General features: G+C 56.4%; 26 protein-coding genes. 5 read left to right on the top strand and 21 right to left on the bottom strand.

Features of this window, described 5'->3' with window-relative positions; genetic code table 11:
• The first annotated feature begins 138 nt into the window (after positions 1–138).
• Positions 139–420: a YjcB family protein gene (locus tag L362_RS03130; RefSeq protein WP_008503385.1), complete on the top strand. Its 282-nt coding sequence runs from the start codon at positions 139–141 to the stop codon at positions 418–420.
• A 62-nt stretch (positions 421–482) separates the two neighbouring features.
• Here L362_RS03130 and ssb1 read toward each other — a convergent pair whose 3' ends face one another.
• Positions 483–1,007, bottom strand: coding sequence for a single-stranded DNA-binding protein SSB1 (ssb1, locus tag L362_RS03135; RefSeq protein ID WP_008503384.1), 525 nt, complete (start codon positions 1,005–1,007; stop codon positions 483–485).
• Positions 1,008–1,258: 251 nt separating this feature from the next.
• On the opposite strand from ssb1, the gene uvrA reads away from it, so the two are divergent.
• Positions 1,259–4,081: an excinuclease ABC subunit UvrA gene (gene uvrA / locus L362_RS03140; protein ID WP_008503383.1), complete on the top strand. Its 2,823-nt coding sequence runs from the start codon at positions 1,259–1,261 to the stop codon at positions 4,079–4,081.
• A 3-nt stretch (positions 4,082–4,084) separates the two neighbouring features.
• Here uvrA and L362_RS03145 read toward each other — a convergent pair whose 3' ends face one another.
• The 8 genes from L362_RS03145 to dnaB all read right to left on the bottom strand — a co-directional run bounded on the left by L362_RS03145 (position 4,085) and on the right by dnaB (position 11,302).
• Positions 4,085–4,438, bottom strand: coding sequence for an MmcQ/YjbR family DNA-binding protein (locus tag L362_RS03145; protein WP_008503382.1), 354 nt, complete (start codon positions 4,436–4,438; stop codon positions 4,085–4,087).
• A 2-nt stretch (positions 4,439–4,440) separates the two neighbouring features.
• The gene (locus L362_RS03150; RefSeq protein ID WP_008503381.1) at positions 4,441–4,857 is read right to left on the bottom strand and encodes a secondary thiamine-phosphate synthase enzyme YjbQ; all 417 of its coding nucleotides are present in this window, start codon (positions 4,855–4,857) and stop codon (positions 4,441–4,443) included.
• Positions 4,858–4,970: 113 nt separating this feature from the next.
• Positions 4,971–5,684, bottom strand: coding sequence for an acid phosphatase AphA (gene aphA / locus L362_RS03155; RefSeq protein ID WP_021242762.1), 714 nt, complete (start codon positions 5,682–5,684; stop codon positions 4,971–4,973).
• 253 nt (positions 5,685–5,937) lie between these two features.
• Positions 5,938–7,131 (bottom strand): aromatic amino acid transaminase, encoded by a 1,194-nt coding sequence (tyrB, locus tag L362_RS03160; protein ID WP_023326503.1) that lies wholly within the window; start codon positions 7,129–7,131, stop codon positions 5,938–5,940.
• Between the two features lie 75 nt (positions 7,132–7,206).
• A complete protein-coding gene (locus L362_RS03165; protein ID WP_021242760.1) occupies positions 7,207–8,217 on the bottom strand; it encodes an AAA family ATPase in 1,011 nt (336 codons plus the stop codon).
• On the bottom strand, positions 8,214–8,771 hold the full coding sequence (gene pnuC / locus L362_RS03170; protein WP_023293520.1) for a nicotinamide riboside transporter PnuC: 558 nt from the start codon (positions 8,769–8,771) through the stop codon (positions 8,214–8,216). Before pnuC ends, L362_RS03165 begins: the two co-directional genes overlap by 4 nt.
• Positions 8,772–8,793: 22 nt before the next feature.
• The gene (gene alr, locus L362_RS03175) at positions 8,794–9,873 is read right to left on the bottom strand and encodes an alanine racemase (RefSeq protein WP_008503376.1); all 1,080 of its coding nucleotides are present in this window, start codon (positions 9,871–9,873) and stop codon (positions 8,794–8,796) included.
• A 16-nt stretch (positions 9,874–9,889) separates the two neighbouring features.
• The gene (gene dnaB, locus L362_RS03180; RefSeq protein WP_008503375.1) at positions 9,890–11,302 is read right to left on the bottom strand and encodes a replicative DNA helicase; all 1,413 of its coding nucleotides are present in this window, start codon (positions 11,300–11,302) and stop codon (positions 9,890–9,892) included.
• A 60-nt stretch (positions 11,303–11,362) separates the two neighbouring features.
• Here dnaB and L362_RS03185 point away from each other — a divergent pair, with 60 nt between their 5' ends.
• On the top strand, positions 11,363–12,346 hold the full coding sequence (locus L362_RS03185; RefSeq protein WP_008503374.1) for a quinone oxidoreductase: 984 nt from the start codon (positions 11,363–11,365) through the stop codon (positions 12,344–12,346).
• A 184-nt stretch (positions 12,347–12,530) separates the two neighbouring features.
• Here L362_RS03185 and pspG read toward each other — a convergent pair whose 3' ends face one another.
• The 4 genes from pspG to L362_RS03205 all read right to left on the bottom strand — a co-directional run bounded on the left by pspG (position 12,531) and on the right by L362_RS03205 (position 15,896).
• A complete protein-coding gene (gene pspG / locus L362_RS03190) occupies positions 12,531–12,773 on the bottom strand; it encodes an envelope stress response protein PspG (RefSeq protein ID WP_023345269.1) in 243 nt (80 codons plus the stop codon).
• A 136-nt stretch (positions 12,774–12,909) separates the two neighbouring features.
• Positions 12,910–13,905 carry a tRNA dihydrouridine(20/20a) synthase DusA gene (gene dusA, locus L362_RS03195; RefSeq protein WP_032623124.1) on the bottom strand — a complete coding sequence of 332 codons (996 nt, stop codon included), beginning with the start codon at positions 13,903–13,905 and terminating at the stop codon, positions 12,910–12,912.
• 82 nt (positions 13,906–13,987) lie between these two features.
• Positions 13,988–15,235 (bottom strand): conjugal transfer protein TraF, encoded by a 1,248-nt coding sequence (locus tag L362_RS03200; RefSeq protein WP_032637930.1) that lies wholly within the window; start codon positions 15,233–15,235, stop codon positions 13,988–13,990.
• Between the two features lie 172 nt (positions 15,236–15,407).
• A complete protein-coding gene (locus L362_RS03205; RefSeq protein ID WP_023345267.1) occupies positions 15,408–15,896 on the bottom strand; it encodes a cupin domain-containing protein in 489 nt (162 codons plus the stop codon).
• Between the two features lie 115 nt (positions 15,897–16,011).
• On the opposite strand from L362_RS03205, the gene zur reads away from it, so the two are divergent.
• Complete coding sequence (gene zur, locus L362_RS03210) at positions 16,012–16,524, top strand: zinc uptake transcriptional repressor Zur (RefSeq protein WP_008503369.1); 513 nt, start codon at positions 16,012–16,014, stop codon at positions 16,522–16,524.
• A 69-nt stretch (positions 16,525–16,593) separates the two neighbouring features.
• Here the strand turns inward: zur and L362_RS0123250 are convergent, their stop codons facing one another.
• The 4 genes from L362_RS0123250 to L362_RS03225 all read right to left on the bottom strand — a co-directional run bounded on the left by L362_RS0123250 (position 16,594) and on the right by L362_RS03225 (position 19,413).
• Positions 16,594–16,803: a CsbD family protein gene (locus tag L362_RS0123250; RefSeq protein ID WP_014830284.1), complete on the bottom strand. Its 210-nt coding sequence runs from the start codon at positions 16,801–16,803 to the stop codon at positions 16,594–16,596.
• Between the two features lie 120 nt (positions 16,804–16,923).
• Positions 16,924–18,261, bottom strand: a complete 1,338-nt coding sequence (gene dinF / locus L362_RS03215; protein WP_021242751.1) for an MATE family efflux transporter DinF — start codon at positions 18,259–18,261, stop codon at positions 16,924–16,926.
• 66 nt (positions 18,262–18,327) lie between these two features.
• Positions 18,328–18,936 (bottom strand): transcriptional repressor LexA, encoded by a 609-nt coding sequence (gene lexA, locus L362_RS03220; RefSeq protein WP_008503366.1) that lies wholly within the window; start codon positions 18,934–18,936, stop codon positions 18,328–18,330.
• Between the two features lie 108 nt (positions 18,937–19,044).
• Entirely contained in the window at positions 19,045–19,413 is a 369-nt protein-coding gene (locus L362_RS03225; protein ID WP_021242750.1) for a diacylglycerol kinase, read from the bottom strand.
• 154 nt (positions 19,414–19,567) lie between these two features.
• On the opposite strand from L362_RS03225, the gene plsB reads away from it, so the two are divergent.
• Positions 19,568–21,988 carry a glycerol-3-phosphate 1-O-acyltransferase PlsB gene (plsB, locus tag L362_RS03230; RefSeq protein ID WP_023345266.1) on the top strand — a complete coding sequence of 807 codons (2,421 nt, stop codon included), beginning with the start codon at positions 19,568–19,570 and terminating at the stop codon, positions 21,986–21,988.
• A 104-nt stretch (positions 21,989–22,092) separates the two neighbouring features.
• On the opposite strand, the gene gntU is transcribed toward plsB, so the two are convergent.
• The 4 genes from gntU to L362_RS03250 all read right to left on the bottom strand — a co-directional run bounded on the left by gntU (position 22,093) and on the right by L362_RS03250 (position 25,883).
• Positions 22,093–23,433 carry a gluconate transporter gene (gene gntU, locus L362_RS03235; RefSeq protein WP_032637928.1) on the bottom strand — a complete coding sequence of 447 codons (1,341 nt, stop codon included), beginning with the start codon at positions 23,431–23,433 and terminating at the stop codon, positions 22,093–22,095.
• A gap of 3 nt (positions 23,434–23,436) precedes the next feature.
• Positions 23,437–23,964 (bottom strand): gluconokinase, encoded by a 528-nt coding sequence (gntK, locus tag L362_RS03240; protein WP_008503362.1) that lies wholly within the window; start codon positions 23,962–23,964, stop codon positions 23,437–23,439.
• 126 nt (positions 23,965–24,090) lie between these two features.
• Positions 24,091–25,086 (bottom strand): gluconate operon transcriptional repressor GntR, encoded by a 996-nt coding sequence (gene gntR, locus L362_RS03245; RefSeq protein WP_021242747.1) that lies wholly within the window; start codon positions 25,084–25,086, stop codon positions 24,091–24,093.
• Between the two features lie 101 nt (positions 25,087–25,187).
• Positions 25,188–25,883: a pirin family protein gene (locus tag L362_RS03250; protein ID WP_021242746.1), complete on the bottom strand. Its 696-nt coding sequence runs from the start codon at positions 25,881–25,883 to the stop codon at positions 25,188–25,190.
• Positions 25,884–25,970 lie beyond the last annotated feature (87 nt).

Genomic DNA, 25,970 nt, shown 5'->3' with positions numbered 1-25,970 from the left:
TTTACCTGAGGAATAAAAACCGTTTTTTGATCGCACAGGCACTGGCGAATAAATCAACAAATGTGATATAGTTCACACATATTCTGTAACGAGAAACACCGTTTCATTCAGGTCGTCTGTTTTGTAGAGGATGGGTTTATGGCAACCATTACTACCAGCATGGTTCTCCTGCGCTGGCCTTTGTTGAGTGCGGTACTGATGTTTTTGGCCAGCACGCTGAACATTCAGTTTCGTAAATCTGACTACGCGGGTCTCGCTGTCATCAGCACGCTGCTGGGGCTGGGTGCAGCATGTTGGTTTGCAACGGGGTTGCTTGGCATTACCCTGCTGGATATCGCCGCCGTCTGGGAAAATATCAAAGTGGTGATGGTTGAAGCGATGAGCCACACGCCACCAGACTGGCCAATGGTGATTACCTGATCCCTTTATGGAATAAAAAAACCCAGACGATGTCTGGGTTTTTTGTTTGAAGGACGCACAAATCAGAACGGAATGTCGTCGTCGAAATCCATTGGCGGTTCGTTAGACGGCGCCGGAGCAGACTGCTGCTGCGGACGAGACTGCGCGCCGCCGCTGAACTGGTTGCCGCCCTGTGGCTGCTGAGGCTGACCCCAACCGCCCTGCTGCTGGCCGCCACCTGCTGGTGCGCCACCGCCCTGACGGCCACCCAGCATCTGCATGGTGCCGCCGACGTTAACCACGACTTCAGTGGTGTACTTCTCAGCACCGGACTGATCGGTCCATTTGCGGGTACGCAGCTGGCCTTCGATATAGACCTGAGAACCTTTACGCAGATACTCACCGGCCACTTCTGCCAGTTTGCCAAACAGCACAACGCGGTGCCATTCGGTCTGCTCTTTCATCTCACCGGTCGCTTTATCACGCCAGGATTCGGAAGTAGCCAGCGTAATGTTGGCAACTGCGCCACCACTCGGCATGTAGCGTACTTCCGGGTCCTGGCCCAGATTACCGACGAGAATCACCTTGTTTACGCCTCTGCTGGCCATGTTCGTGTCTCCTGAATACGTTTCTTAATAGTGTAAACGCGCGAGTGTACCATTTCCACGCTGCATTTTGATAGCTGCGAGATGGATTCCAGAGTTCTCGTGCGAACATAACATTGTTACACAGTCCGTCAGAAAATGCATTCCAATACTGTATATTCAAACAGGTCAAATTGTGTCATAATTAGCCGTTTCTGACAGCCGTTTGTCCTTCAAACAAACCAGGCAATCCGTGTTCCAACCGGGAAAGGTGAATGGATAAGATCGAAGTTCGGGGCGCCCGCACCCACAATCTCAAGAATATCAACCTCATAATCCCTCGCGACAAACTCATTGTCGTGACCGGGCTTTCGGGGTCTGGCAAATCCTCACTGGCTTTCGACACCCTGTATGCCGAAGGACAGCGTCGTTACGTTGAATCGCTCTCGGCGTACGCGCGTCAGTTCCTGTCGCTGATGGAAAAACCGGATGTCGACCACATTGAAGGGTTGTCTCCTGCTATCTCTATCGAGCAGAAGTCCACGTCGCATAACCCGCGCTCCACGGTCGGTACCATTACTGAAATTCATGACTACCTGCGTCTGCTGTATGCCCGCGTGGGTGAGCCGCGCTGCCCGGACCACGACGTCCCGCTGGCGGCACAGACCGTGAGCCAGATGGTGGATAACGTGCTGTCGCAGCCGGAAGGCAAACGCCTGATGCTGCTGGCGCCAATCATTAAAGAGCGTAAGGGTGAGCACACCAAAACGCTGGAAAACCTGGCAAGCCAGGGCTATATCCGCGCCCGTATTGACGGCGAAGTGTGTGACCTGTCCGACCCGCCCAAGCTAGAACTGCAGAAGAAGCACACCATCGAGGTGGTGATTGACCGCTTTAAGGTGCGTGACGATCTCGCCACGCGTCTCGCAGAATCGTTTGAAACGGCGCTGGAGCTCTCCGGCGGCACGGCCGTGGTTTCCGACATGGACGACCCGCAGGCGGAAGAGCTGCTCTTCTCCGCCAACTTTGCCTGCCCGATTTGCGGCTACAGCATGCGCGAGCTGGAACCGCGCCTGTTCTCGTTTAACAACCCGGCGGGCGCCTGCCCGACCTGTGACGGTCTGGGCGTTCAGCAGTATTTCGACCCGGACCGCGTGATCCAGAATCCGGAGCTGTCGCTGGCGGGTGGCGCCATTCGCGGCTGGGACAAGCGTAACTTCTATTACTTCCAGATGCTGAAGTCGCTGGCGGAGCACTACAAGTTCGACGTGGAAGCGCCGTGGGCCAGCCTGAGCCCGAACGTACACAAAGTGATCCTGTTCGGTTCTGGCAAAGAGAACATCGAGTTCAAGTATATGAACGATCGCGGCGATACCTCCGTGCGTCGCCACCCGTTCGAAGGGGTGCTGCACAATATGGAGCGCCGCTACAAAGAGACCGAATCCAGCGCGGTGCGCGAGGAGCTGGCGAAGTTCATCAGCAACCGCTCCTGCGCCACCTGCGAGGGCACGCGCCTGCGTCGCGAAGCGCGCCACGTGTTTGTGGAAAATACGGCGCTGCCGACCATCTCAGACATGAGCATCGGCCACGCGATGGACTTCTTCAATAACCTGAAGCTGTCCGGCCAGCGCGCGAAAATCGCTGAAAAAGTCTTGAAAGAGATTGGCGATCGCCTGAAGTTCCTGGTGAACGTCGGCCTAAACTACCTGACGCTTTCACGCTCGGCAGAAACGCTCTCCGGCGGTGAAGCCCAGCGTATTCGTCTGGCGAGCCAGATTGGTGCGGGCCTGGTGGGCGTGATGTACGTGCTCGATGAGCCGTCCATCGGCCTGCACCAGCGCGATAACGAACGTCTGCTCGGCACCCTGGTTCACCTGCGTAACCTCGGCAACACGGTGATTGTGGTGGAGCACGACGAAGACGCGATCCGCGCCGCAGACCACGTGATCGACATCGGCCCGGGCGCTGGCGTGCACGGCGGCCAGGTGGTGGCGGAAGGCACGCTGAAGGACATTATGGCGGTGCCCGAGTCGCTGACCGGCCAGTACATGAGCGGCAAGCGCAAGATTGAAGTACCAAAACAGCGCGTGGCGGCGAACCCGGAAAAAGTGCTGAAGCTGACCGGCGCGCGCGGCAACAACCTGAAAGACGTTACCCTGACGCTGCCGGTGGGCCTGTTTACCTGTATCACTGGCGTGTCCGGTTCCGGTAAATCGACGCTGATCAACGATACGCTGTTCCCGATTGCGCAGACGGCGCTGAACGGCGCGACGCTGGCCGAACCTGCACCGTACCGTGACATTCAGGGGCTGGAGCATTTCGATAAGGTTATCGACATCGACCAGAGCCCGATTGGCCGTACGCCACGCTCTAACCCGGCAACCTATACCGGTGTTTTCACGCCCGTACGTGAACTGTTTGCCGGTGTGCCGGAAGCGCGTTCACGCGGCTACACGCCGGGACGTTTCAGCTTTAACGTGCGCGGCGGCCGCTGTGAAGCCTGCCAGGGCGACGGCGTGATCAAGGTTGAGATGCACTTCCTGCCGGATATCTACGTGCCGTGCGACCAGTGCAAAGGCAAGCGCTATAACCGCGAAACGCTGGAGATTAAGTACAAGGGCAAGACCATCCACGAAGTGCTGGATATGACCATCGAAGAGGCGCGTGAGTTCTTTGATGCCGTCCCTGCGCTGGCGCGTAAGCTGCAGACGCTGATGGACGTCGGCCTGACCTACATTCGTCTGGGGCAGTCCGCCACGACGCTGTCCGGCGGTGAAGCGCAGCGCGTGAAGCTGGCGCGCGAGCTGTCAAAACGCGGCACCGGCCAGACGCTGTATATCCTGGATGAGCCGACCACCGGTCTGCACTTTGCCGACATCCAGCAGCTGCTGGACGTGCTGCATCAGCTGCGCGATCAGGGCAACACCATCGTGGTCATCGAGCATAACCTGGACGTGATTAAAACCGCGGACTGGATTGTCGATCTTGGCCCGGAAGGCGGCAGCGGCGGCGGTGAAATCCTCGTCTCCGGTACGCCAGAGACCGTTGCAGAGTGCGAAGCCTCGCACACCGCGCGCTTCCTTAAACCGTTGCTGTAATTGTCACACGGAGAGTTGCTGTCGGGTCGTTTCCGGCAGCAGCTCAACCGCCTGCTGATAGGACGCGTCCACCAGGTAGTAAATTTGCGAGCCTGGAATCGATCCATCCAGATAGACGGTGCTCCAGTGCGCCTTATTGAGGTGCTGGCTCGGCCTCACGTCATCATGCTGCTGACGCAGTAAATCCGCCAGTTCAGGGCTGGTTTTCAGCGACGCCGCCGGACGGCCCTCCACCTCTTTCACCATCGCAAACAGCACATCCCCCACCTTAACCTGCGTGGCTTTCCAGTCGCTATGGACGCTCTGCTCCGCGCCGGGCTTGCTCATGCAGTACTGAAGTATCTCCGAAATTGTCATCTTTATTCCCCTTGTAGCGTGGCGATAATTTTACGCGAACCACCGTGAATGCGATGCTCTCCCAGCCAGATCCCCTGCCACGTGCCCAACAGCAGCCGTCCGTTGTGGACCGGCAGCATCAGCGATACGCCCAGCAGGGAAGATTTGATATGCGAAGGCATATCGTCCGCCCCCTCATAGTCATGCTCGTAGGGCGCGTTGTCCGGGACGCTCTTCAGAAAATGACGCTCCATGTCAGACCGGACGGTGGGATCGCAATTTTCATTCAGCGTGAGAGAGGCTGACGTGTGCTGAAGCAGCAGATGCAGCAAACCCGTTTTGACCCGCGACAGGTCGCGGAGCTGCCCGATGACTTCATCCGTCACCAGGTGAAAACCGCGTGGTTTAGCGCTTAAGGTCAGGGTCTGTTGGTACCACATCTGCTGCTCCGTAATGAAAGATGAATCTTTCTAAGTGTGCAGCAAGAAGGCGAAAGGTAAAACCCGCAGCAGCGAGATTTGATTAAAAAAGAGTCAAACTCGCTGCCAGAGGCTTAATACTCCGAGTTGACGATCACCTCTTCACCAAACTTTCCGGCCATCGGCAGCGGTCGATAGGTCGAGTTAGACGCGCGTAACACCCTGATCCCTCTGGCACCAGCATCCTGCGCGGCGGTAATGTCGTTATCCGAATCGCCATAAAACACTTTGATGTTTTTCTTTTCCAGCCACTGGATTTTGGTGTTTTGCCCCTCTTTGTCACCCGCAAAAATGACCGGATTCATATTGGCAGCCGGGATCTGGAAATCGTCCTGCAGTGTTCTGGAGACGGTTTCCGTTTTGGTCTGGCTACGGCCGGTAACGAAGTAAATGCTGTCACCGCGCTTAACGTGCATAGCAATAAGCGCCCGGGCGACCTCTTTCGGGATGCTGTACTCGTCCCAGCCGTTATTCATTTTTTCCCAGAACTCCGGATTCTTCAGATACGCTTCGCTGTCCGGTGAATACATTTTTTTGCCGCGCCAGAAGCCGGGGCTTGAGAACAGCACGGTATCGTCAATGTCGAAGCCCACGGCCATTGGCGCGCGTCCCATCAGGCTGTTTTCGATTTGGGCCACGGAGACCCAGTGAATGGGCGCCTGTTCGGCAAGCATGGCGGCGGTGGTGCCGGTGTAAAGCGGCGTCGGCGCCGAGGCACGTGCGACGACGGCGCTATTAAGTGAGAACAATAAGCAGGCGGCGCTGAGCGCCAGTGTGATCTTGCGCATGTTTTCCCCTGAATATTCAGCTTGTTATCGTTTTATTTTGAGTGAATGGTCAAAAAACTATCCGACCTTAACCCCAGCGGGAGGTGAAGGGAAGGAGTTTTTGCTTATGAAGCGGAATAAAAAGAAGACGATCACAAAGTGTGGATGAGTGATGTAGGCCCGGTAAGGCGCAGGCGCAGCCGCTACCGGGCAAGATTTTCTGCGGCCTGATGCCCTCTCCCACAGGGAGAGGGCGATAATAAGTAGTGAGTACTTACATCACAGCTGCAAACGCCTGCGCCACGCGGTGTACGTTGCCGGCATTCAGGCCCGCCACGCACATACGGCCGCTGGCGATCAGGTAGACACCGAACTCTTCGCGCAGGCGATCGACCTGCGCCGCGCTCAGTCCGGTATAGCTGAACATCCCGCGCTGCTTGAGCAGATAGTCGAAGTTATGCCCTGGCACAGCCTCTTTCAGGACGTTAACCAGCTCCTGACGCATCGACAGGATGCGCTTACGCATCGCCTCCACTTCGCCAAGCCAGGATGCTTTCAGCGTTTCGTCACCGAGAACCGTCGCCACCACCTGAGCACCAAAGTTTGGCGGGCTGGAGTAGATACGGCGCACCGTCGCTTTCAGCTGGCCCAGCACGCGGCCCGCCGCTTCGGCGTCTTCACACACCACGGACAGGCCACCAACGCGTTCACCGTACAGGGAGAAGATCTTAGAGAAGGAGTTACTCACCAGTACAGGCAGCCCGGCGCTGGCAGCGGCACGGATGGCATAGGCGTCTTCTTCCATACCCGCGCCAAAGCCCTGGTAGGCAATGTCGAGGAACGGAATCAGGTCGCGGGTCTTCAGCACCTCGATCACCGCATCCCACTGGGCATTGGTGAGATCCGCCCCGGTTGGGTTATGGCAGCATGGGTGCAGCAGCACAATACTGCGCGCTGGCAGCGTGTTCAGCTTTTCCAGCAGCGCGTCAACGCGCACGCCGTTCGTTTCGCTGTCGAACCACGGATAGGTCGCCACCTTAAAGCCCGCGCCCTCGAAGATCGCAACGTGGTTTTCCCACGTCGGGTCGCTGACCCACACGCCTGAATCCGGGAAATATTTTTTCAGAAAGTCTGCGCCGACTTTTAGCGCACCCGAGCCGCCCAGCGTCTGGATGGTCGCCACGCGTTTTTGCGCGAGCACAGCGTGATCGGCGCCGAACAGCAGCGGTGCAATGGTGTTGCGATAAGCGTTTAGCCCTTCCATCGGCAGATAAAGAGACGCGCCGTGTGGAACCGCGTTCAGACGCGCTTCGGCTTCGGCAACGGCTTTTAATTGAGGAATAATGCCATCCTCGTTGTAATACAGACCGATGCTGAGGTTCACTTTGTCGCTGCGAGGATCTTCTTTGAAACGCTCCATTAAGGAGAGGATAGGGTCGCCGGCATAGGCGTCAACTTTCTGAAACACGCGATGGTTCTCCGGAATTCGATGAGGCAGGGATTTCAACAATAAACCGGAAGCAGATGAAGGTCGAGAGCGATATCAGATCGGTCCCTGGATATATCGGCAAATGTGATCGATTCGCTCAGGCAGTGAGCCCTGCACGCGCAGAAAAGGAATATTTCGTGCCGACAGCTCTGCTTCATACCATACTTGCTGTCGGTGGCGAAACGCCTCGCCCTGCCGGGTGCCATCCTGCACAAACGGAAATTCATCTCCGCAAAGTACGACCAGCGCATAGTCTCGTTCAGCTAACTCCTTTAACGCCTGCGGCGCGCTGCCAAACTGATCGAGTGCGTAAAACAGGGTCGTTAAAGGTGAGGTATCACAGACCAGATAAGGCGCCGTGCAGGCTAATGCCTCCCGACGTACTTGCTCGCGGGCAATATGCAGCAAATCCTCCCGATCCAGGATACCGTTCTTCGCTTCCCAGTGTTCACGGCCATACTCTGCAACGTACGGAACGTTTAGCGTCTGCGCCAGAGCCTTTGCTAGCGTGCTTTTGCCCGTCGATTCTCCACCTAATAAGCAGATACGAAAAACAAAGCTGCGGTACACCTCTGGGGACATCATCTTACGATAACGATGAACATCAGAACGGATGAGCGTTCCCGAAGGGGCCTCTGGTCCCCGTTGACGCTGGAGACGCACGTGCGCAACCGGTCGTCCGAAACGCTGGCTCAGGACAGCGGCAAACCCGTCTCCATAGTCTTCGGCAGTAAATACCGCCTCTGGCTGACAGTGCAAAATGTCCTCACACAGCGTTGCAACATAATGCCGGTGAAGATCGTCATCAGCGTCATTCGGTGGCGGTGGCGCAAGGCCATATGCAGCCAACACATGCGGCGAAAGCACGAGGTGGCGACATTGCGGAAAGCGCGTTGTTAACCAGTTAAGCCGCTTTTCAGGTTCGTAACCGCGTATTTCCGGCGACGAATAGCTGATGATACAGACCGTCTCGCACTGCTCAAGTGCCGTATTGATAAGCGCTTCATGGCCTGCATGTAATGGTGCGAATTTGCCTACCACCAGGCCGTTGGCATACAGCGTCATTGCGCACGGATCTCCTTGCGCCACTGATACAGTCCGTGCCACGCATTAAACCAAAACACCAGATATAAACCGGCGGTCAGGTACAGTTCTCTCGTCGCGTACAGCGGTACTGCCAGCGTGTTAACGGCAAGCCAGATGTACCAGTTTTCCAGACGCCGTCCCATCAACATAAACTGAGCAAGAATGCTGAATGTCAAAATGATGGAGTCCAGCCAGGGGGCCCATGCATTGGTATAGAGATGCAATATCCACCCGTACGCCGCTGCTACGCTTACGGCGCAGGCTAAAAGCATAAAAAAATGTCCCGGTCTGGTACGACGAACAGGCAAGACCTCTCCATGATTGCCTTTAAGCCAATGCAGCCAGCCGGTTATGCTCGTTATGATGAAAAAGAACTGAAGGGTAACGTCAGCATAAAGCTGCACAGAATAGAAAACCCAGGCATAAAGCCCGCTACCGATGATGCCTATCCACCACGTATGGATATTGTTTCTGGCGGCCAGCCAGACGGAGAGAGCATAGGCCAGACATGCAGCGATTTCTGAAGGGGACATTATCCTTCCCTGGAATGAAATGTTAGTCGATGTACTTCATCGCCACCCGCGACGTCAGGCGGGTGATAAGTTCGTAAGCACTCACTTTAGTGATTTCAGCAATACGTTCAACGGGTAAACCTTCCCCCCACATCACCACATCGTCGCCGGGTTTATCCTGCGCTTCTGGCCCCAGATCGACGCAAATCATGTCCATCGCCACGCGGCCAACGATCTTCACCTCGCGACCGTTAACCAGCACCGGCGTACCCGTTGGTGCAGCGCGCGGATAGCCGTCGCCGTAGCCCATCGCCACCACGCCGAGACGCGTGTCGCGCTCGCTGGTCCAGGTGCCACCATAGCCCACCGGTTCACCGGCTTTGTGTTCACGCACGGCAATCAGAGTAGACACCAGAGACATCACCGGCTGGAAACCCATGTCCGGCCCCCAGGGTTTATTCTCCAGCGGCGACACGCCGTAAAGAATGATGCCCGGTCGCGCCCAGTCGAAATGCGACTGCGGCCACAGCAGAATACCGCCGGATGCGGCGATCGAGCGCATCCCCGGCTTGCCTTCGCAGAAGGTATTAAAGATATCCAGCTGTCGCTCGGTCGCACCGCACTCGGGCTCATCGGCACGGGCGAAGTGGCTGACAATATTCACCGGCTGGCGCACGTTTTTGCACCGGCATAAACGCTGATAAAACGCTTCGGCGCTTTCCGGACGCACGCCCAGACGGTGCATGCCCGTATCAAGCTTCATCCACACGGTCACCGGCTCGCTCAGCTCAGCGGTTTCCAGTGCGGCCAGCTGTTCTTCGTTGTGTACCGCCGTGTGAAGATGCTGATCCGCGATAGTTGGCAGATCGGCGGCTTCGAAAAAGCCTTCGAGGAGCAGAATCGGCTGGGTAATCCCCCCCGCGCGCAGGCGGAGGGCTTCTTCAAGACGGGCGACGCCAAAGGCGTCGGCATCGGGGAGCGTTCGCGCGGTCTCAAGAAGACCGTGTCCGTAAGCGTTCGCTTTCACGACTGCAACGAGCTTGCTGGCGGGTGCCAGTTCACGCAGACGTTGCAGGTTGTGTCGCAGAGCGCGGCGGTTAATGACAACAGTTGCCGCTTGCATTTGAATTCCTTAGAAATTACTCATCATCATATTGAGGACCGGCATAGTTGTCGAAACGCGACCACTGGCCGTTAAAGGTCAGACGCACCGTCCCGATCGGGCCGTTACGTTGTTTACCAATAATAATTTCGGCGATCCCTTTCAGGTCGCTGTTCTCGTGATAAACCTCATCACGGTAGATAAACATGATTAAGTCGGCATCCTGCTCGATCGAGCCGGATTCACGCAGGTCGGAGTTGACCGGACGTTTGTCGGCACGTTGTTCCAGAGAGCGGTTAAGCTGCGACAGCGCCACCACCGGCACGTGCAGCTCTTTGGCTAACGCCTTGAGCGAGCGGGAAATTTCGGCGATCTCCAGCGTACGGTTGTCGGAGAGCGACGGGACGCGCATCAGCTGAAGGTAGTCGATCATGATAAGGCCGATACCGCCGTGTTCGCGGGCGATACGACGCGCGCGGGAACGGACTTCCGTCGGCGTCAGGCCGGAGGAGTCATCAATATAGATGTTACGTTTTTCCAGCAGAATGCCCATGGTGCCGGAGATGCGCGCCCAGTCCTCATCGTCGAGCTGACCGGTACGGATGCGGGTCTGGTCCACGCGCGACAGCGATGCCAGAGAACGCATCATGATCTGCTCGGAGGGCATCTCAAGGCTGAAAATCAGTACCGGCTTATCCTGCAACATCGCCGCATTTTCGACGAGGTTCATCGCAAATGTCGTTTTACCCATCGACGGACGCGCGGCGACGATAATCAAATCCGACGGCTGCAGACCGGCGGTTTTCTTGTTGAGATCGTCATAGCCGGTGTTCACCCCGGTCACACCGTCGTGCGGCTGCTGGAACAGCTGTTCGATACGGGCAACGGTGGCGTCGAGGACGTCGGCGATATTTTTGGGGCCTTCGTCTTTGTTGGCGCGGCTTTCGGCGATTTTGAAGACGCGGGACTCGGCAAGGTCGAGCAGGTCTTCACTGGTGCGACCCTGCGGATCAAAACCCGCTTCGGCGATCTCATTCGCCACCGAGATCATCTCGCGGACAACGGCGCGTTCACGCACGATGTCAGCATAAGCGCTGATGTTCGCCGCACTTGGCGTGTTTTTTGACAGTTCTGCCAGATAGGCAAACCCGCCAACGCTGTCCAGCTGTCCCTGACGCTCCAGCGACTCCGCGAGCGTGATCAGGTCAATCGGGCTACCCGACTCCTGCAGGCGCGCCATTTCGGTAAAGATATGACGGTGCGGACGGGTGTAGAAATCCTCAGACACCACGCGCTCGGCGACGTCGTCCCAGCGCTCGTTATCCAGCATTAAACCGCCCAACACCGACTGTTCCGCTTCAATCGAGTGCGGCGGGACTTTTAACCCTGCGACCTGGAAATCACGCTCGCGAGGTTCAGTCTGTTTGTTGAAGGGTTTGTTTCCTGCCATAGTGAATGGAGTTACCGAGATAAAGAGTGGGTCGAAAGATTACCACATTCTGGAGGAAGCATGGCAACACGTATTGAATTTCACAAGCATGGTGGCCCTGACGTACTCAACGCGGTGGAGTTCACCCCTACCGCGCCTGGCGAAAACGAAGTGCAGGTTGAAAACAAAGCCATCGGCATAAACTACATCGATACCTATATACGCGGCGGGCTCTACCCGCCTCCGTCGATGCCGAGCGGACTGGGCACCGAGGCGGCCGGCGTCGTCGTCAAAGTGGGCAGCGCGGTTAAGCATATTAAAGAAGGCGACCGCGTGGTGTACGCGCAATCTCCGCTGGGCGCTTACAGCTCCGTCCACAACGTCCCGGCGGATAAAGCCGCCCTGCTGCCCAACGCCATCTCCTTTGAGCAGGCGGCGGCCTCCTTTCTGAAAGGGTTAACCGTTTACTACCTGCTGCGCAAAACCTATGAAATTAAACCCGACGAGCAGTTCCTGTTTCATGCCGCGGCGGGTGGCGTCGGGCTCATCGCCTGTCAGTGGGCAAAAGCGCTGGGCGCAAAACTGATCGGCACCGTGGGCAATGCCCAAAAAGCCCAGCGCGCGCTGCAGGCGGGCGCCTGGCAGGTGATTAACTACCGTGAAGAGAGCATTGTCGAACGGCTGAAGGAGATCACCAGCGGCAAAAAGGTGCGCGTGGTGTATGACTCGGTAGGGAAAGACACCTGGGAAGCGTCGCTGGACTGCCTGCAGCGTCGTGGGCTGATGGTGAGCTTCGGGAATGCGTCAGGCGCAGTCACCGGCGTGAATCTGGGCATCCTTAACCAGAAAGGCTCGCTGTACGTCACGCGCCCTTCCCTGCAAGGCTACATCACCAACCGGGAAGAACTTGAGGAAGCCAGCAACGAGCTGTTCTCGCTGATCGCCAGCGGCGTCATTAAGGTGGATGTGGCAGAAGCGCAGAAATACCCGCTAGCCGATGCGCAGCGTGCGCATGAGGTGCTGGAGAGCCGGGCAACGCAGGGATCGAGCTTGTTGATTCCCTGAGCCCCAAAAAGAAATTGGGCTTCCCGTGGGAAGCCCTTTCTTTTTTTAGTTCGGCTGTATGTAGGGTACAGCGCGATGAATTCTTTAACGGCAGTCATAGTGACAGATTCGATAAGTAAATCCTATTCTGTTCTAAGCCATGCTGCCGGAAAAGTTACAACTCTGTGACGAACCCCTCAATACCTTAGTAACGGAAGCGGTTATTGCGCTGATAACTGGGCACTTTTGGCGATTTAATCGCCCGTATCACCCACACCACCGCCACGGCCAGCAGTAGCCACGGCAGCAGTTTGATCGTCAGCGCAAACAATCCGCCAATAAACATGACGACCGTCGCCACCACGATAGCCACCAGAATGCCGAGCAGCGAAATGCCCGTTGCTAACAGCATGACAAAAAAGCCAATCACAAAAAGTAGTTCCAGCATGGTGCTCTCCCACGAGTTCCCGAATGATGCTGCAAACATTACAAGAATCATGCCAGACATAACGTGTTGTTCTTAAAGCAAAACGCCCCGCGAGAATTCGCAGGGCGTGGTGAATTTGACGAACTTTTAGCGAAAGTTATCGCTTGTCCGCCACCAGGCGCAACGCATGTTCCAGCACCTCAATATCGGCCCCGGCTTTATGGGCGTTTTCGCTCAGGTAGCGACGCCACTGACGCGCGCCCGGAATGCCCTGGAACAGCCCAAGCATATGGCGAGTGATATGGCCGAGATACGTACCGTTGCTCAGCTCGCGCTCAATGTAAGGATACATCGCACGCACGACGGCAACCGGATCGGTGTCTGCACCTTCGATGCCAAAGATTTCGCGATCGACCGTCGCCAGAATGCCCGGGTTCTGATACGCCTCGCGCCCGACCATCACCCCATCCATATGTTCAAGATGCGCTTTGGCCTCTTCCAGCGACTTGATGCCGCCGTTAATGGACATCGTCAGGTGCGGGAAGTCACGCTTCAGCTGATACACGCGCGGGTAGTCCAGCGGCGGGATCTCACGGTTCTCTTTCGGGCTCAGGCCGGAGAGCCAGGCTTTTCGCGCATGGATGATGAACATCTCGCATTCGCCCTTGCCGGAGACCGTATTGATGAAATCGCACAGGAATTCGTAGCTGTCCTGGTCGTCAATGCCGATGCGGGTTTTGACCGTCACCGGAATGGAAACGACGTCGCGCATCGCCTTGATACAGTCCGCCACCAGCTGCGCGTTCCCCATCAGGCAGGCGCCGAACATGCCGTTTTGCACGCGATCGGACGGGCAGCCAACGTTGAGGTTGATCTCGTCGTAGCCGCGCGCTTCAGCCAGCTTCGCGCACTGCGCCAGCGCGGCCGGATCGCTGCCGCCCAGCTGCAGGGCAACCGGATGCTCTTCTTCGCTATAGGCCAGATAGTCGCCCTTGCCGTGAATGATTGCGCCTGTGGTCACCATTTCGGTGTACAGCAGCGTATGGCGGGAGAGTTGGCGCAGGAAATAGCGGCAGTGTCTGTCCGTCCAGTCGAGCATTGGCGCAATGGAAAAACGGTGTGCAGGGAAAGCGGTCTGTAATTCTGACGACATGGCGAAGTTTTAAGCATCTGGTGGAAAAGGGGCGCTACTATAGCACAAAGAAAAGCCGGAGGCGCAGCGCCTCCGGTGGACTTTAGAACGTCATGCTCAGCTGAGCCCCTGCGCCCCAGGTTTCGTCTTCACCGTACAGGCCCATCAGGTCAACATGCACGGTGCTAAACGGCGCGAAACCGACACCGCCGGTAAAGACATTGCTGTCGTTACCCTTCACGTCGGCACGATAACCCGCACGCACCGCCAGCCAGCTCAGCGGCGTCACCTCGGCACCGACACCCACGTACTGCGACGTATCTTCGCTCTTGAAGCCTTTGGTTTCGGTCAGATCGCCATCGGCGGTCAGCGTCACCAGGTCGTTGTGCCAGGCAGCACCGGCGGTCACCACAGGGCTGATTTGATAAGTATCACGCACGCCATCTACTTTCTTCGTGTCAATATCCCGAGAAAAGAGATTTTGTCCGGTTAAACCAACGGTCCAGCTATCACCAAAGTCAGCGGCAAGACCGGCATCAACGTTAAAACCAGTATCATCATTACGATAGCGACTGCTGTTGATATCGCCGCTGTCAAAGTTGTAGATAGAGACCGTGTAGTTATAGAGCCAGGTTTTTTGCAGCTTAGGGGTGATACCCACAGAGACAGGAACACCGCTAATGTCAAACTGGCGCGCTACAGCCACACCATAATCCGAAACGATTGCCGCACGGCCAAAGCCTTTAGACTTCAGATCGTTAGGGTTAATCCCTAACGCCGTAGCGGGAGCATCTTCCACCAGTCGTAACTTGTCGACATCGCCCTGATCGATATACGAACTCACGCGAGCACGCGCATTTGCTTTTGCCACAAACGCGACGGATAAAACATCATTAGGAATGCTGACAGCAATTCCGCCACCCGCTTTACCGCTGGCCGTTTTCCCTTTCAGAGAATCCAGTTGATTAGCGAGATCGCCTGCTGCTGCAGAAACGTCCCGGGAAGCCTTACTCGCGGGATTTAACAGATCGAAAGGATTGATGTTGTCCAACGTGCTGCGATACTTGCTGACATCATCGCTGATATCATCAATCTTATCGCGCAGATTATCTTTATCCGAAATCTGAGCGCCGATTGACGGCAGAATAACCGTCACATCATCGTCCGGCTTTGCCTTTGCCAGCAGCGCGGGGTTGATTAACGCCCCACTACCATAGCTTCCCGAAGCCACGCCGGTGCCACCCATTGCGTCGCTGCGTGATTCTGTCCAGGTATTGGCTGCTCCCGCCTGATTTGCCATAAACAAGGAGACAGCAATGCTAACCACCGAAAATTTAAAATTTTTTTTCACAGTATGCCCGTTATAGTCTGTTATGAAATAACCCCTGTCTGTTATCACCCAAACAGGAACGAACTATTGCTGTGAATAAGTAGTAAAAGACCCGCTATTTCTTTCCCTAAGTAAAACTCCCTTACGGCCTGTTATATTTTGTGACGGCCCTCAATATTTATAGAAGAGGAAATTATTTTTTCCCAGGTTTTCCATCATGCGGCCCAAAAAACTGCGGGGGATGATCTACCCAGCGATCTTCCCGCGTGGCGGCATACACGGGGTTGAGCGGGTAGTAGATGCGGTTGTGCTTCTTGTTGGCCTCGCCAACGACCAGGAGCCGAACCTCATCGTCCGTGTTGTTGATAAAGGTATGACAGATGCCGGTTCCGGCGGGAAACCCTACGCTGTCGCCAGGCTCCAGTTTCCACAAGTAGCCGTTAATCCAGGCTTCAGGGTAGCCTTCGAGCACGTAAACAAACTCTTCTTCGTCGCTCTCCGCATGCGGATAGGACGTTCTGCGCCCAGGCGGCAGGCGCTCATGATGGATGCCAATACGCCCGAGCCCAAGCTTGCGAGCCAGCGGAGCACCAATGGAAAACAGCTCATGGCTGTCGGGGTAGGTCGAGTCATCCGCGCCTTCCACGTCGCGCCAGTGTCGAATGCAGTCAGGTCTTTTCATTCTGGTTCTCCCGGTTTTCGATGGGTCAGGTATAGCACAGACTGGCGGATCTCGGTGTTTTTAGCAGAACATGATAAAGTGAAGGTTTTCCGTCCTATAACATCCGGGGTGCTACATGGATAAGTCCACAAAAGAGCTGTTAGCGCAGGCCGAAAAGCTGTGTGCGCAACGCAATGTGCGCCTGACTCCGCAGCGCCTTGAAGTATTACGTCTGATGAGCCTGCAGCAGGGTGCCATCAGCGCCTACGATCTGCTGGATCTACTCCGCGAAAGCGAGCCGCAGGCAAAGCCGCCGACGGTCTATCGCGCGCTGGATTTCCTGCTTGAACAAGGGTTCGTGCACAAGGTGGAATCCACCAACAGCTATGTGCTATGCCATCTGTTTGATCAGCCCACCCACACATCGGCGATGTTTATCTGTGACCGCTGCGGCGTGGTGAAAGAAGAGGCTGCGGAAGGCGTGGAAGATATTATGCATACGCTGGCAGCGAAAATGGGCTTTGCCCTGCGTCATAACGTGATTGAAGCGCACGGGCTCTGTTCCGCGTGCGTGGAGGTGGAAGCCTGTCGCCATCAGGACGCGTGTCAGCACGACCACTCTATCCTGGTGAAGAAAAAGCCGCGTTAGCGGCAAAAGCAAAGGCGGCTCATGGCCGCCCTCAGGGTGTACTTCCTTGTACTTTCGGGTGTAGCCCGGTTACCAGCGGTAGTCGTTGCGTTTTTCCCAGTCGCCCACTTCTTTTTCCGCCTGGTCTTTTGCGTAGCCGTAACGCTCCTGGATTTTACCGACAAGCTGATCGCGTTTACCTTCGATGACGGTCATGTCGTCATCCGTCAGCTTACCCCACTGTTCTTTCGCTTTACCTTTGAACTGCTTCCAGTTGCCGCCGATTTCGTCTTTATTCATCATCGTGTCCTCTTCGTTAAGCGTCGGGTCGTAACGTCCGTTACGTTCTTTTCTGCTGGACGTGATAATTATTGTAGTTAAGGATTCCGTGGTTAATTTCATATTCGGAATCTTTAACCGTCACGATATATCGGAGCGCGAGGGAAACCAGGTATTGTTTTGCCAGTGCCGGTGCCAGATAAACGCCAGCGATAACCCGCGCAGCGAGAGGAAGACGGCCAGGGCCAGCCACAGGCCATGATTACCCAGCCAGGGGAGCGTCAGCAGCGTCAGGCCAAATCCGGCCGCCGCGACAGCCATACTGTTGCGCATTTCGGCTCCGCGCGTCGCCCCAATAAACATGCCGTCCAGCAGATAACACCAGACGCCAACCACCGGTAAGACGACTTGCCAGATGAGATAGTGGCTCGCCAGCTCGCGCAGCGCAGGGAGAGAGGTAAGCAATGCAACGATTTGCTCACCGAAGCAGGCGTAAACCAGACCAAAGGCCAGCGCCACCAGCCCCGACTGACGGCAGGCAGCCCGCCACACCTCCCGAAGCTGCCCGCTTTCGCGCGCGCCGTACGCCTGCCCGGAATGCGCTTCGACCGCGTAGGCAAATCCGTCCAGCGCATAGGCGGTAAAGGTCAGAAGCGTCATCAATACCGCATTCACCGCAACGATTTCCGGCCCCAGTCGAGCCCCGAAAACCGTCAGCGCGCCGAAGCAGAGCTGAAGAAGAAGGGAGCGCAGCATGATGTCACGGTTGAGCGCCAGCAGCTTACGGATATTGCCGCGCCATGCGGTTTTGAGCAGCGCCAGGGAGATCCCGCGCATGGCCAGCACACGCCGGACCATCCACAAGCCAATGATAAAGGTCCCGTATTCGGCAATCGCCGTCGCCAGCGCCGCGCCCTGCACGTTCATATGCAGACCCATGACCAGCCAGACGTCCAGAACAATGTTGAGCAGGTTACCCACCACCAGCAAAATCACGGGCGCGCGGGCGTACTGCACGCCCAGTAGCCACCCCAGCAGAACCAGATTTGCCAGCGAGGCGGGTGCGCTGAGCCAGCGGATTTCCAGGAACCGTCGCGCCTGCGCCAGTACCGCTTCGCTGCCACCGACAATATGAAGCGCAAGATCGATCAGGGGGGCCCGCAATACAACGATTAACGCACCCGCGCCAAGCGCGAGGATTAGCGGCTGCACCAGTGCGCGCGCCAGACGCAGCGGATCTTTCGCGCCATAAGCCTGTGCGGTAAGACCGGTGGTACTCATGCGCAAAAAGAGCAGCAGCATAAACAGGAAGCTGGTTGCCGTCGCGCCAATCGCCACGCCGCCAAGATAAACCGGTGAATCAAGATGGCCTATAACGGCAGTATCAACCAGCCCCAGCAAGGGCACGGTAATATTGGAGAAAATCATCGGCAGAGCAAGACGCCACAATGCCTTATCGGATGCCGTCAGCAGTGACATGAAAGATACCGGGAGTGGGGAATGAATCAGGCTACAGCGGTGCCATAGCCTGTTGTCAGGAAGAGATTACAGCCATTCACCGTTGCGAATCACGCCTACCGCCAGACCTTCAATAGAGAAGCTCTGTTCGCGGAGGTCGACCACAATCGGGGTGAACTCGCTGTTTTCGGGCAGCAACTGAACAGTGTTACCCTGCTTTTTCAGACGCTTAACGGTCACTTCGTCATCAATGCGTGCGACCACGACCTGGCCGTTTCGCACGTCCTGGGTTTTATGCACCGCAAGCAGATCGCCATCAAGAATGCCGATGTCTTTCATCGACATGCCGCTGACGCGCAGCAGGAAATCAGCGCTCGGTTTGAACATGCCGGGATCGACCTGGTAGTGACCTTCAATATGCTGTTGTGCCAGCAGCGGCTCACCTGCAGCAACACGACCTATCAGCGGAATGCCCGTCTCTTCTTCCACCAGCAGGCGGATACCACGCGACGCGCCTGACACAATCTCAATCACACCCTTACGCGCCAGCGCTTTCAGGTGTTCCTCGGCAGCATTCGGAGAACGGAAGCCCAGACGCTGCGCGATTTCCGCACGCGTGGGTGGCATACCCGTCTGGCCGATATGATCCCGAATGAGATCAAACACCTCTTGCTGCCTGGTCGTTAACGCTTTCATTCCGCCCCCTGGGTGTATATACAGTTATGCTGTGAGTATATACAGTCAAAGGCGATTTTGGAACCAAAAACTGCACAAAAAACCAGGGACTTAATTATTCCTCGAGGCTCATCGGAAATGTGACCAAAGCAGGGTGACCCAGGTGATAACGGCAGTGATAATCGCCAGCAACACGGCAGCAGAGCCCATGTCTTTTGCACGGCCAGAAAGCTCATGGAAATCGGAACCAATGCGATCAACAACGGCCTCAATAGCGCTATTAAGAATTTCCACTATCATCACCAGAAGTACGGAACCGATAAGCAGTACGCGGGTAATCGCATCAACATCAAGGAAACAGGCGACGATCACCGCGATGATTGCGGCGACGCCCTCCTGGCGAAAAGCGGCTTCGTTGACCCATGCGGCACGGAAACCTTTCCATGAATAGCCGGCGGCTTTGATGATACGCGTTAACCCAGTGGTATTATTGGCCATTAAAAGAACCTTTTTTAAAAAAGAGCGTCATTAACATGAGGCGGAGCGCGTTTCGCTACAGCCTGAAGTATGACGGGTAACAACAGAAATTTTGCGCGCTTTCTGTTATCCTTGCGCCGCAATTGCATTATTAACCAGAGGCTTTACATCGTTTATGTCCGGCTGGCCACGAATTTACTACAAATTACTTAATTTACCATTAAGCATCCTGGTAAAAAGCAAGTCTATCCCAGCAGAACCCGCGCTGGAACTGGGGCTCGATACGTCGCGCCCTATTATGTACGTTTTGCCTTATAACTCGAAGGCAGACTTACTGACGCTTCGCGCCCAGTGTCTGGCGCATGACTTACCTGACCCGCTTGAACCGCTGGAAGTTGACGGTACGCTGCTGCCGCGCTACGTCTTCATCCACGGCGGGCCGCGCGTGTTTACCTATTACACGCCGAAAGAAGAGTCCATCAAGCTGTTCCATGACTATCTCGACCTGCACCGCAGCAATCCCGATCTGGATGTGCAGATGGTGCCGGTATCGGTGATGTTTGGTCGTCGTCCGGGTCGTGAAAAAGGCGAAGAGAATCCGCCGCTGCGCATGCTTAACGGCATCCAGAAGTTCTTCGCGGTCTCCTGGCTGGGACGCGACAGCTTCGTGCGTTTCTCCCCGTCCGTTTCGCTGCGTCGCATGGCGGACGAGCACGGCACCGACAAGATCATCGCGCAAAAACTGGCGCGCGTGGCGCGTATGCACTTCGCCCGTCAGCGCCTGGCGGCCGTAGGGCCACGCCTCCCGGCGCGTCAGGACCTGTTCAACAAGCTATTGGCTTCAAAAGCGATTGCCCGCGCCGTTGAAGATGAAGCGCGCAGCAAGAAAATTTCGCATGAGAAAGCTCAGCAGAACGCCATTGCGCTGATGGAAGAGATCGCAGCGAACTTCTCTTACGAGATGATTCGCCTGTCCGATCGTATTCTCGGCTTTACCTGGAACCGCCTGTATCAGGGTATCAACGTCCATAACGCCGAGCGCGTGCGTCAGCTGGCGCACGATGGCCATGAGATTGTCTATGTCCCCTGCCACCGCAGCCACATGGACTACCTGCTCCTTTCCTACGTGCTCTATCACCAGGGGCTGGTGCCACCGCACATCGCAGCCGGTATCAACCTGAACTTCTGGCCCGCGGGCCCGATTTTCCGCCGCCTGGGCGCGTTCTTTATTCGTCGTACCTTCAAGGGCAACAAGCTCTACTCCACCGTGTTCCGCGAGTATCTGGGCGAGCTGTTCAGCCGCGGCTATTCCGTGGAGTACTTCGTGGAGGGTGGGCGTTCCCGTACCGGTCGTCTGCTCGATCCGAAGACCGGCACGCTGTCGATGACCATCCAGGCCATGCTGCGCGGCGGTACCCGTCCGATCACGCTGGTGCCTATCTACATCGGCTACGAGCACGTGATGGAAGTGGGCACGTACGCGAAAGAGCTGCGCGGTGCGACCAAAGAGAAAGAGAGCCTGCCGCAGATGCTGCGCGGCTTGAGCAAGCTGCGTAATCTCGGTCAGGGCTACGTGAACTTCGGCGAGCCGATGCCGCTGATGACCTACCTGAACCATCATGTGCCGGAATGGCGCGAGTCCATCGATCCTATCGAAGCGGTGCGTCCGGCCTGGCTGACGCCAACGGTTAACGGCATCGCATCCGAGCTGATGGTGCGCATTAACAACGCCGGTGCGGCTAACGCCATGAACCTGTGCTGTACGGCACTTCTGGCTTCACGTCAGCGTTCCCTGACCCGTGAACAGCTCACGGAGCAGCTGGATTGCTATCTGGACATGATGCGTAACGTGCCGTATTCGGTTGACTCGACCGTGCCTTCTGCAACCGCCAGTGAACTTATCGATCACGCGTTGCAGATGAACAAGTTTGAAGTGGAGAAGGACACGATCGGCGACATCATCATTCTGCCGCGCGAGCAGGCGGTGCTGATGACCTACTACCGCAACAACATCACGCATATGCTGATGCTGCCGTCGCTCATGGCCGCCATTATTACCCAGCATCGTCATATCTCCCGTCAGGAGCTTTTGCGCCATCTTGAGACGATCTATCCGATGCTGAAAGCGGAGCTGTTCCTGCGCTGGAGTAAGGATGAGCTGGCGACAGAACTGGATAAGATGACGGAAGAGATGCGTCGCCAGGGGCTGATTACCCTGCACAACGACGAGCTGCACATCAATCCGTCACGCTCCCGCACCCTGCAGCTGCTGGCGGCCGGTGCGCGCGAAACGCTGCAGCGCTACGCCATTACATTCTGGCTGCTGAGCGCGAACCCGTCCATCAACCGCGGTACGCTGGAGAAAGAGAGCCGGACGCTGGCCCAGCGCCTGTCCGTTCTGCACGGCATTAACGCCCCTGAATTCTTCGACAAAGCGGTCTTCAGTTCTCTGGTGCTGACGCTGCGCGATGAAGGCTTCATCAGCGATACGGGTGATGCCGAGCCGGAAGAGACGTTGAAGGTGTACCAGATGCTGGCAGAACTGATTACCTCGGACGTGCGCTTAACGATTGAGAGCGCCACGCAGGGCGAGTAACACAATGCCGGGTTATGGCCCGGCCTGACGCCCTGGATAATAAAAAGGCCCGGTAAGCGCTGACGCTACCGGGCCTTATTTTTAGCCTTGTTAAATCACCGCATTTAGCTGAGCAGCGTAAAGGCAATCATCCCGACAATTGCACCCGTCGTGCCGAGAATGGTTTCCATCAGCGTCCAGGTTTTCAGGGTTTGCGCTTCGGTGGCACCGGTAAACTTACCGAACAGCCAGAAGCCGGCGTCGTTAACGTGAGAGACCACAATCGAACCGCCCGCGATACAAATAGAAAGCGCGGCCATCTGGGCACCGGAGTAGTTCAGCTGTTCAATCACCGGCATCACCAGACCCACGGCGGTTAAACACGCCACGGTGGCGGAACCCTGGATGATACGCACCGCCGCAGCCAGCACAAAGCAGGTGACCGCAATCGGCAGACCCATCCCGGTCAGGGCTTCACCCAGAGCCGGGCCCACGCCGGAATCCACCAGCACCTGCTTGAACACGCCGCCTGCACCGATCACCAGCAGGATAATCCCCGCAGGCTGCAGCGCCGCACCGCAGATCTCCATCACCCGGTCTTTTGGCATCCCCTGACGCATCGCCAGGCCGTAAATCGCCACCAGGCACGCCACCAGGATCGCCGTGAACGGATGACCAATGAACTCAAACCATTCGTAGGCGGTAGAACCGACCGGCACAAAGCGCGCGGCGATGGTTTTCAGGCCCACCAGCACCAGCGGCAGCAGGATCAGCGACAGGCTGAAGCCAAAGGATGGCATTTTGCCCTCGCCCAGGTGCGGCTCGGTAATGTCGTCCGGAATGTGCAGCTCAACGTAACGGCTGATGAAGTTGCCCCACAGCGGACCGGCGATAATCATCCCCGGGATTGCCGCGCACAGGCCAATCAGGATCATCCAGCCAAAGTCGGCGTGCATCTGGGAGGCCAGCAGCATCGGGGCTGGCCCCGGCAGCAGAAACGCTGCGGCCGCCGCCACGCCCGCAAACAGCGGAATGACCAGCTTCACGAGGTTAGTGCCGGTATGGCGCGCCATGGAGAAGGCGACACTTATCAGCAGCACAACGGCCACTTCGAAGAACAGCGGCAGCGCGCAAATCAGCCCTGCCAGACCAATCGCGTAGTGCGCGCGGCTGTGGCCGAAGGATTTCAGCATCTTGACGGCAATCTGGTCGACCGCACCCGTCTCGTGCAAAATCTTGCCAAACATCGCGCCCAGCGCGACCACAATCGCCAGGAAGCCCAGCGTACCGCCCATCCCTTTTTCCATTGTCGCGGCGATCTTGTCGAGCGGCATACCGGAAAAGAGACCAGCACCAATAGAAACCACCATCAAAGCAACAAAGGCGTGCATGCGCGCCTTCATCACTAAAAACAGCAGCAGCAATACCGAACCTACTGCTGTCAAAACTAGCGCTAATGTACTCAAAACTTACTGCCTTTTATTAATGACCTCGATGGTGCTGGCAACAACACCCTCCAGTGACTGATCGATATCAACCACTAAGACGTCTTTTTCGTCTTCACCCGGCTCCTGCAGTGCTTCAAACTGCGTCACCAGCATCTGGGTTTTGAAGAAGTGACCTTTACGCGCCTTCAGGCGGCTTTCAATCACCTCGAAATCCCCTTTCAGGTAGATGAAAGAGAGGTTCGGATTGCCGTCACGCAGCAGATCGCGGTAGGTTTTTTTCAGCGCGGAGCAGACGATCAGGGAGACTTTATTGGTGCGCTGCATCGCGAACGCGGCGTCGTTCAGCGCCTGCAACCACGGTTTGCGGTCGTCGTCGTTCAGCGGCTCGCCGGAGGCCATTTTCATGATGTTGCTGCGCGGATGGAGGAAGTCGCCATCAAGAAACGCAGCCTGGAGTTGATGCGCCACTTCGCTGGCCACGGCTGATTTCCCGCTACCGGAAACGCCCATCAGGACGTAGACGTGGTGATCGTGATTAGTCGTGCTCAAAGGGTGTCCCTCAGTCAATTGTTACGGGTAACAGTTATCGGTAACATTGTCCTGCCGGGGCAAAAGAGAAGCAATATCCAAACGTGCGCGAAGTGAATAAGTGTGAGCTACTTCAAATTTGTCAGTTCAAATAGATCCACCCGGTGACAAGGTGAAACCTAAATCTAACATTTTCGGCGTAACCGTCTCGCCACGAATGCGCGCCAGCAGGCGTTCTGCGCCAATGCGGCCCATACGTTCACGCGGCGTCAGGACGCTCGCCAGACGCGGCTCCATCACCTGACCGATGTCATGGCCGTGGAAACCGGCGATCGCCATATCATCAGGGATCTTCAGCCCCAGACGCTGGCACTCAAACGCTGCGCCGACCGCGAGGTCATCGTTGGTACAGAAAATACCGTCCAGTTGCGGATACTCGCGTCGCGCCTGACGCATCAGCTCAATACCCGACGTATAGGAAGAGGACTGCTCCACCATCACGCTGTACGGGGTTAAGTTCGCGTCGAGCATCGCCTGCTCGTATCCCTTCTGTTTGATGATAGTACGTTCATCAAGACGCGCACCCAGATAGGCGATATGACGATGCCCGCGGGCGATAATGGCCGCCGTCATCTGACGCGCCGCTTCGAAGTTATCAAAGCCGACGGCGATGTCGAGGCACGGCGACTGGCTGTCCATCAGCTCCACGACCGGAATACCGGCCACTTCAATCATTTTGAGCGTGCGGGCAGTGTGGGTTCGTTCGGTTAAAATCAGGCCGTCAATGTTCCAGGAAAGCATCGATTCAAGACGTTCCTCTTCGAGTTCCGGCTTGTACCCGTAGTGGGCGAGCATGGTCTGGTAGCCAAACGCATCGGTGACGCTTTCAATTCCACGTAATACTTCGGCGAAAACCTGGTTGGTCAAAGAAGGAAGCAGAACGCCCACCGCGCGGCTGGTCGCATTGGAGAGAATATCGGGCGCACGGTTGGGGATATAACCCAGTTCATCAAGGGCAGCGGCAATCTTGCCACGTAACGCCACGGAAACCTGTTCCGGGTTACGTAAAAAACGGCTGACCGTCATTTTGGTCACACCGACGCGATCGGCGACATCCTGAAGTACGGGGCGTTTCTTTTTCATCGTCCTGAGAAATCTTGAAGTGAGAGATTCGCTCAGTTTACCACGGACAAAGCCCATCCTTCCCCTGTCAAAGGGAAGGATGGGGATTTATTTATGTTTTATTACACCGGCGGCAGGTCAAACAGCAGAATTTCGCTTTCGCTGTCGGCATGCACGGAGATCGCCTGCTCATCCCAGATAGCCAGACCATCGGCGGTTGTCGCTTTGGTGCCGTTGATGGACACGTCGCCTTTCACCACCTGGATCCAGACGCGGCGGTTAGCGGCAATCTGATGCACGGACTGTTCATCTTTCGCCAGCGCCCAGCGGTACAGCTCCATATCCTGATGTACTTTCAGGGAACCTTCACGCGCATCCGGGGAGAGCACCAGCTGTTTACCCTGTTTGGCGTCGAAGCGGCGCTGCTCGTAGCGCGGCGTGATGCCTGTCTCTTCTGGAATGATCCAGATTTGATACAGGTGCAGTTTTTCCGTTTTGCTTGGGTTGTACTCAGAGTGACGCACCCCGGTACCCGCGCTCATAATCTGGAACTCGCCCGCCGGAACCTGCTCTTTGTTGCCCATGCTGTCCTGGTGCTCAACCGCGCCTTCCAGCACATAGGTCAGGATTTCCATGTCTTTGTGCGGGTGGGTACCAAAGCCCTGGCCTGCATCAATCACGTCGTCGTTAATCACGCGCAGTGCTGAGAAGCCCATGAAGTTCGGGTCGTAGTAGTCGGCAAACGAGAATGAATGCCATGAGTCCAGCCAGCCATGATTCGCGTGACCACGTTCGTTTGCTTTGCGTAAGTAGATCATTGTTTTCACCCTCAGTTCGTTTCGATGGAGTAAGTGTGGACGCAAACGGCCTGGGATCATAGGGGGTGAAAATTGACTCCTCTGTTC

Origin of the sequence: Enterobacter sp. MGH 16 (assembly GCF_000493175.1) — a bacterium.
Lineage (GTDB): Bacteria > Pseudomonadota > Gammaproteobacteria > Enterobacterales > Enterobacteriaceae > Enterobacter > Enterobacter roggenkampii.
Note: the sequence above shows the minus strand (reverse complement) of the source record. Positions and strands in the feature narration are given on the sequence as shown.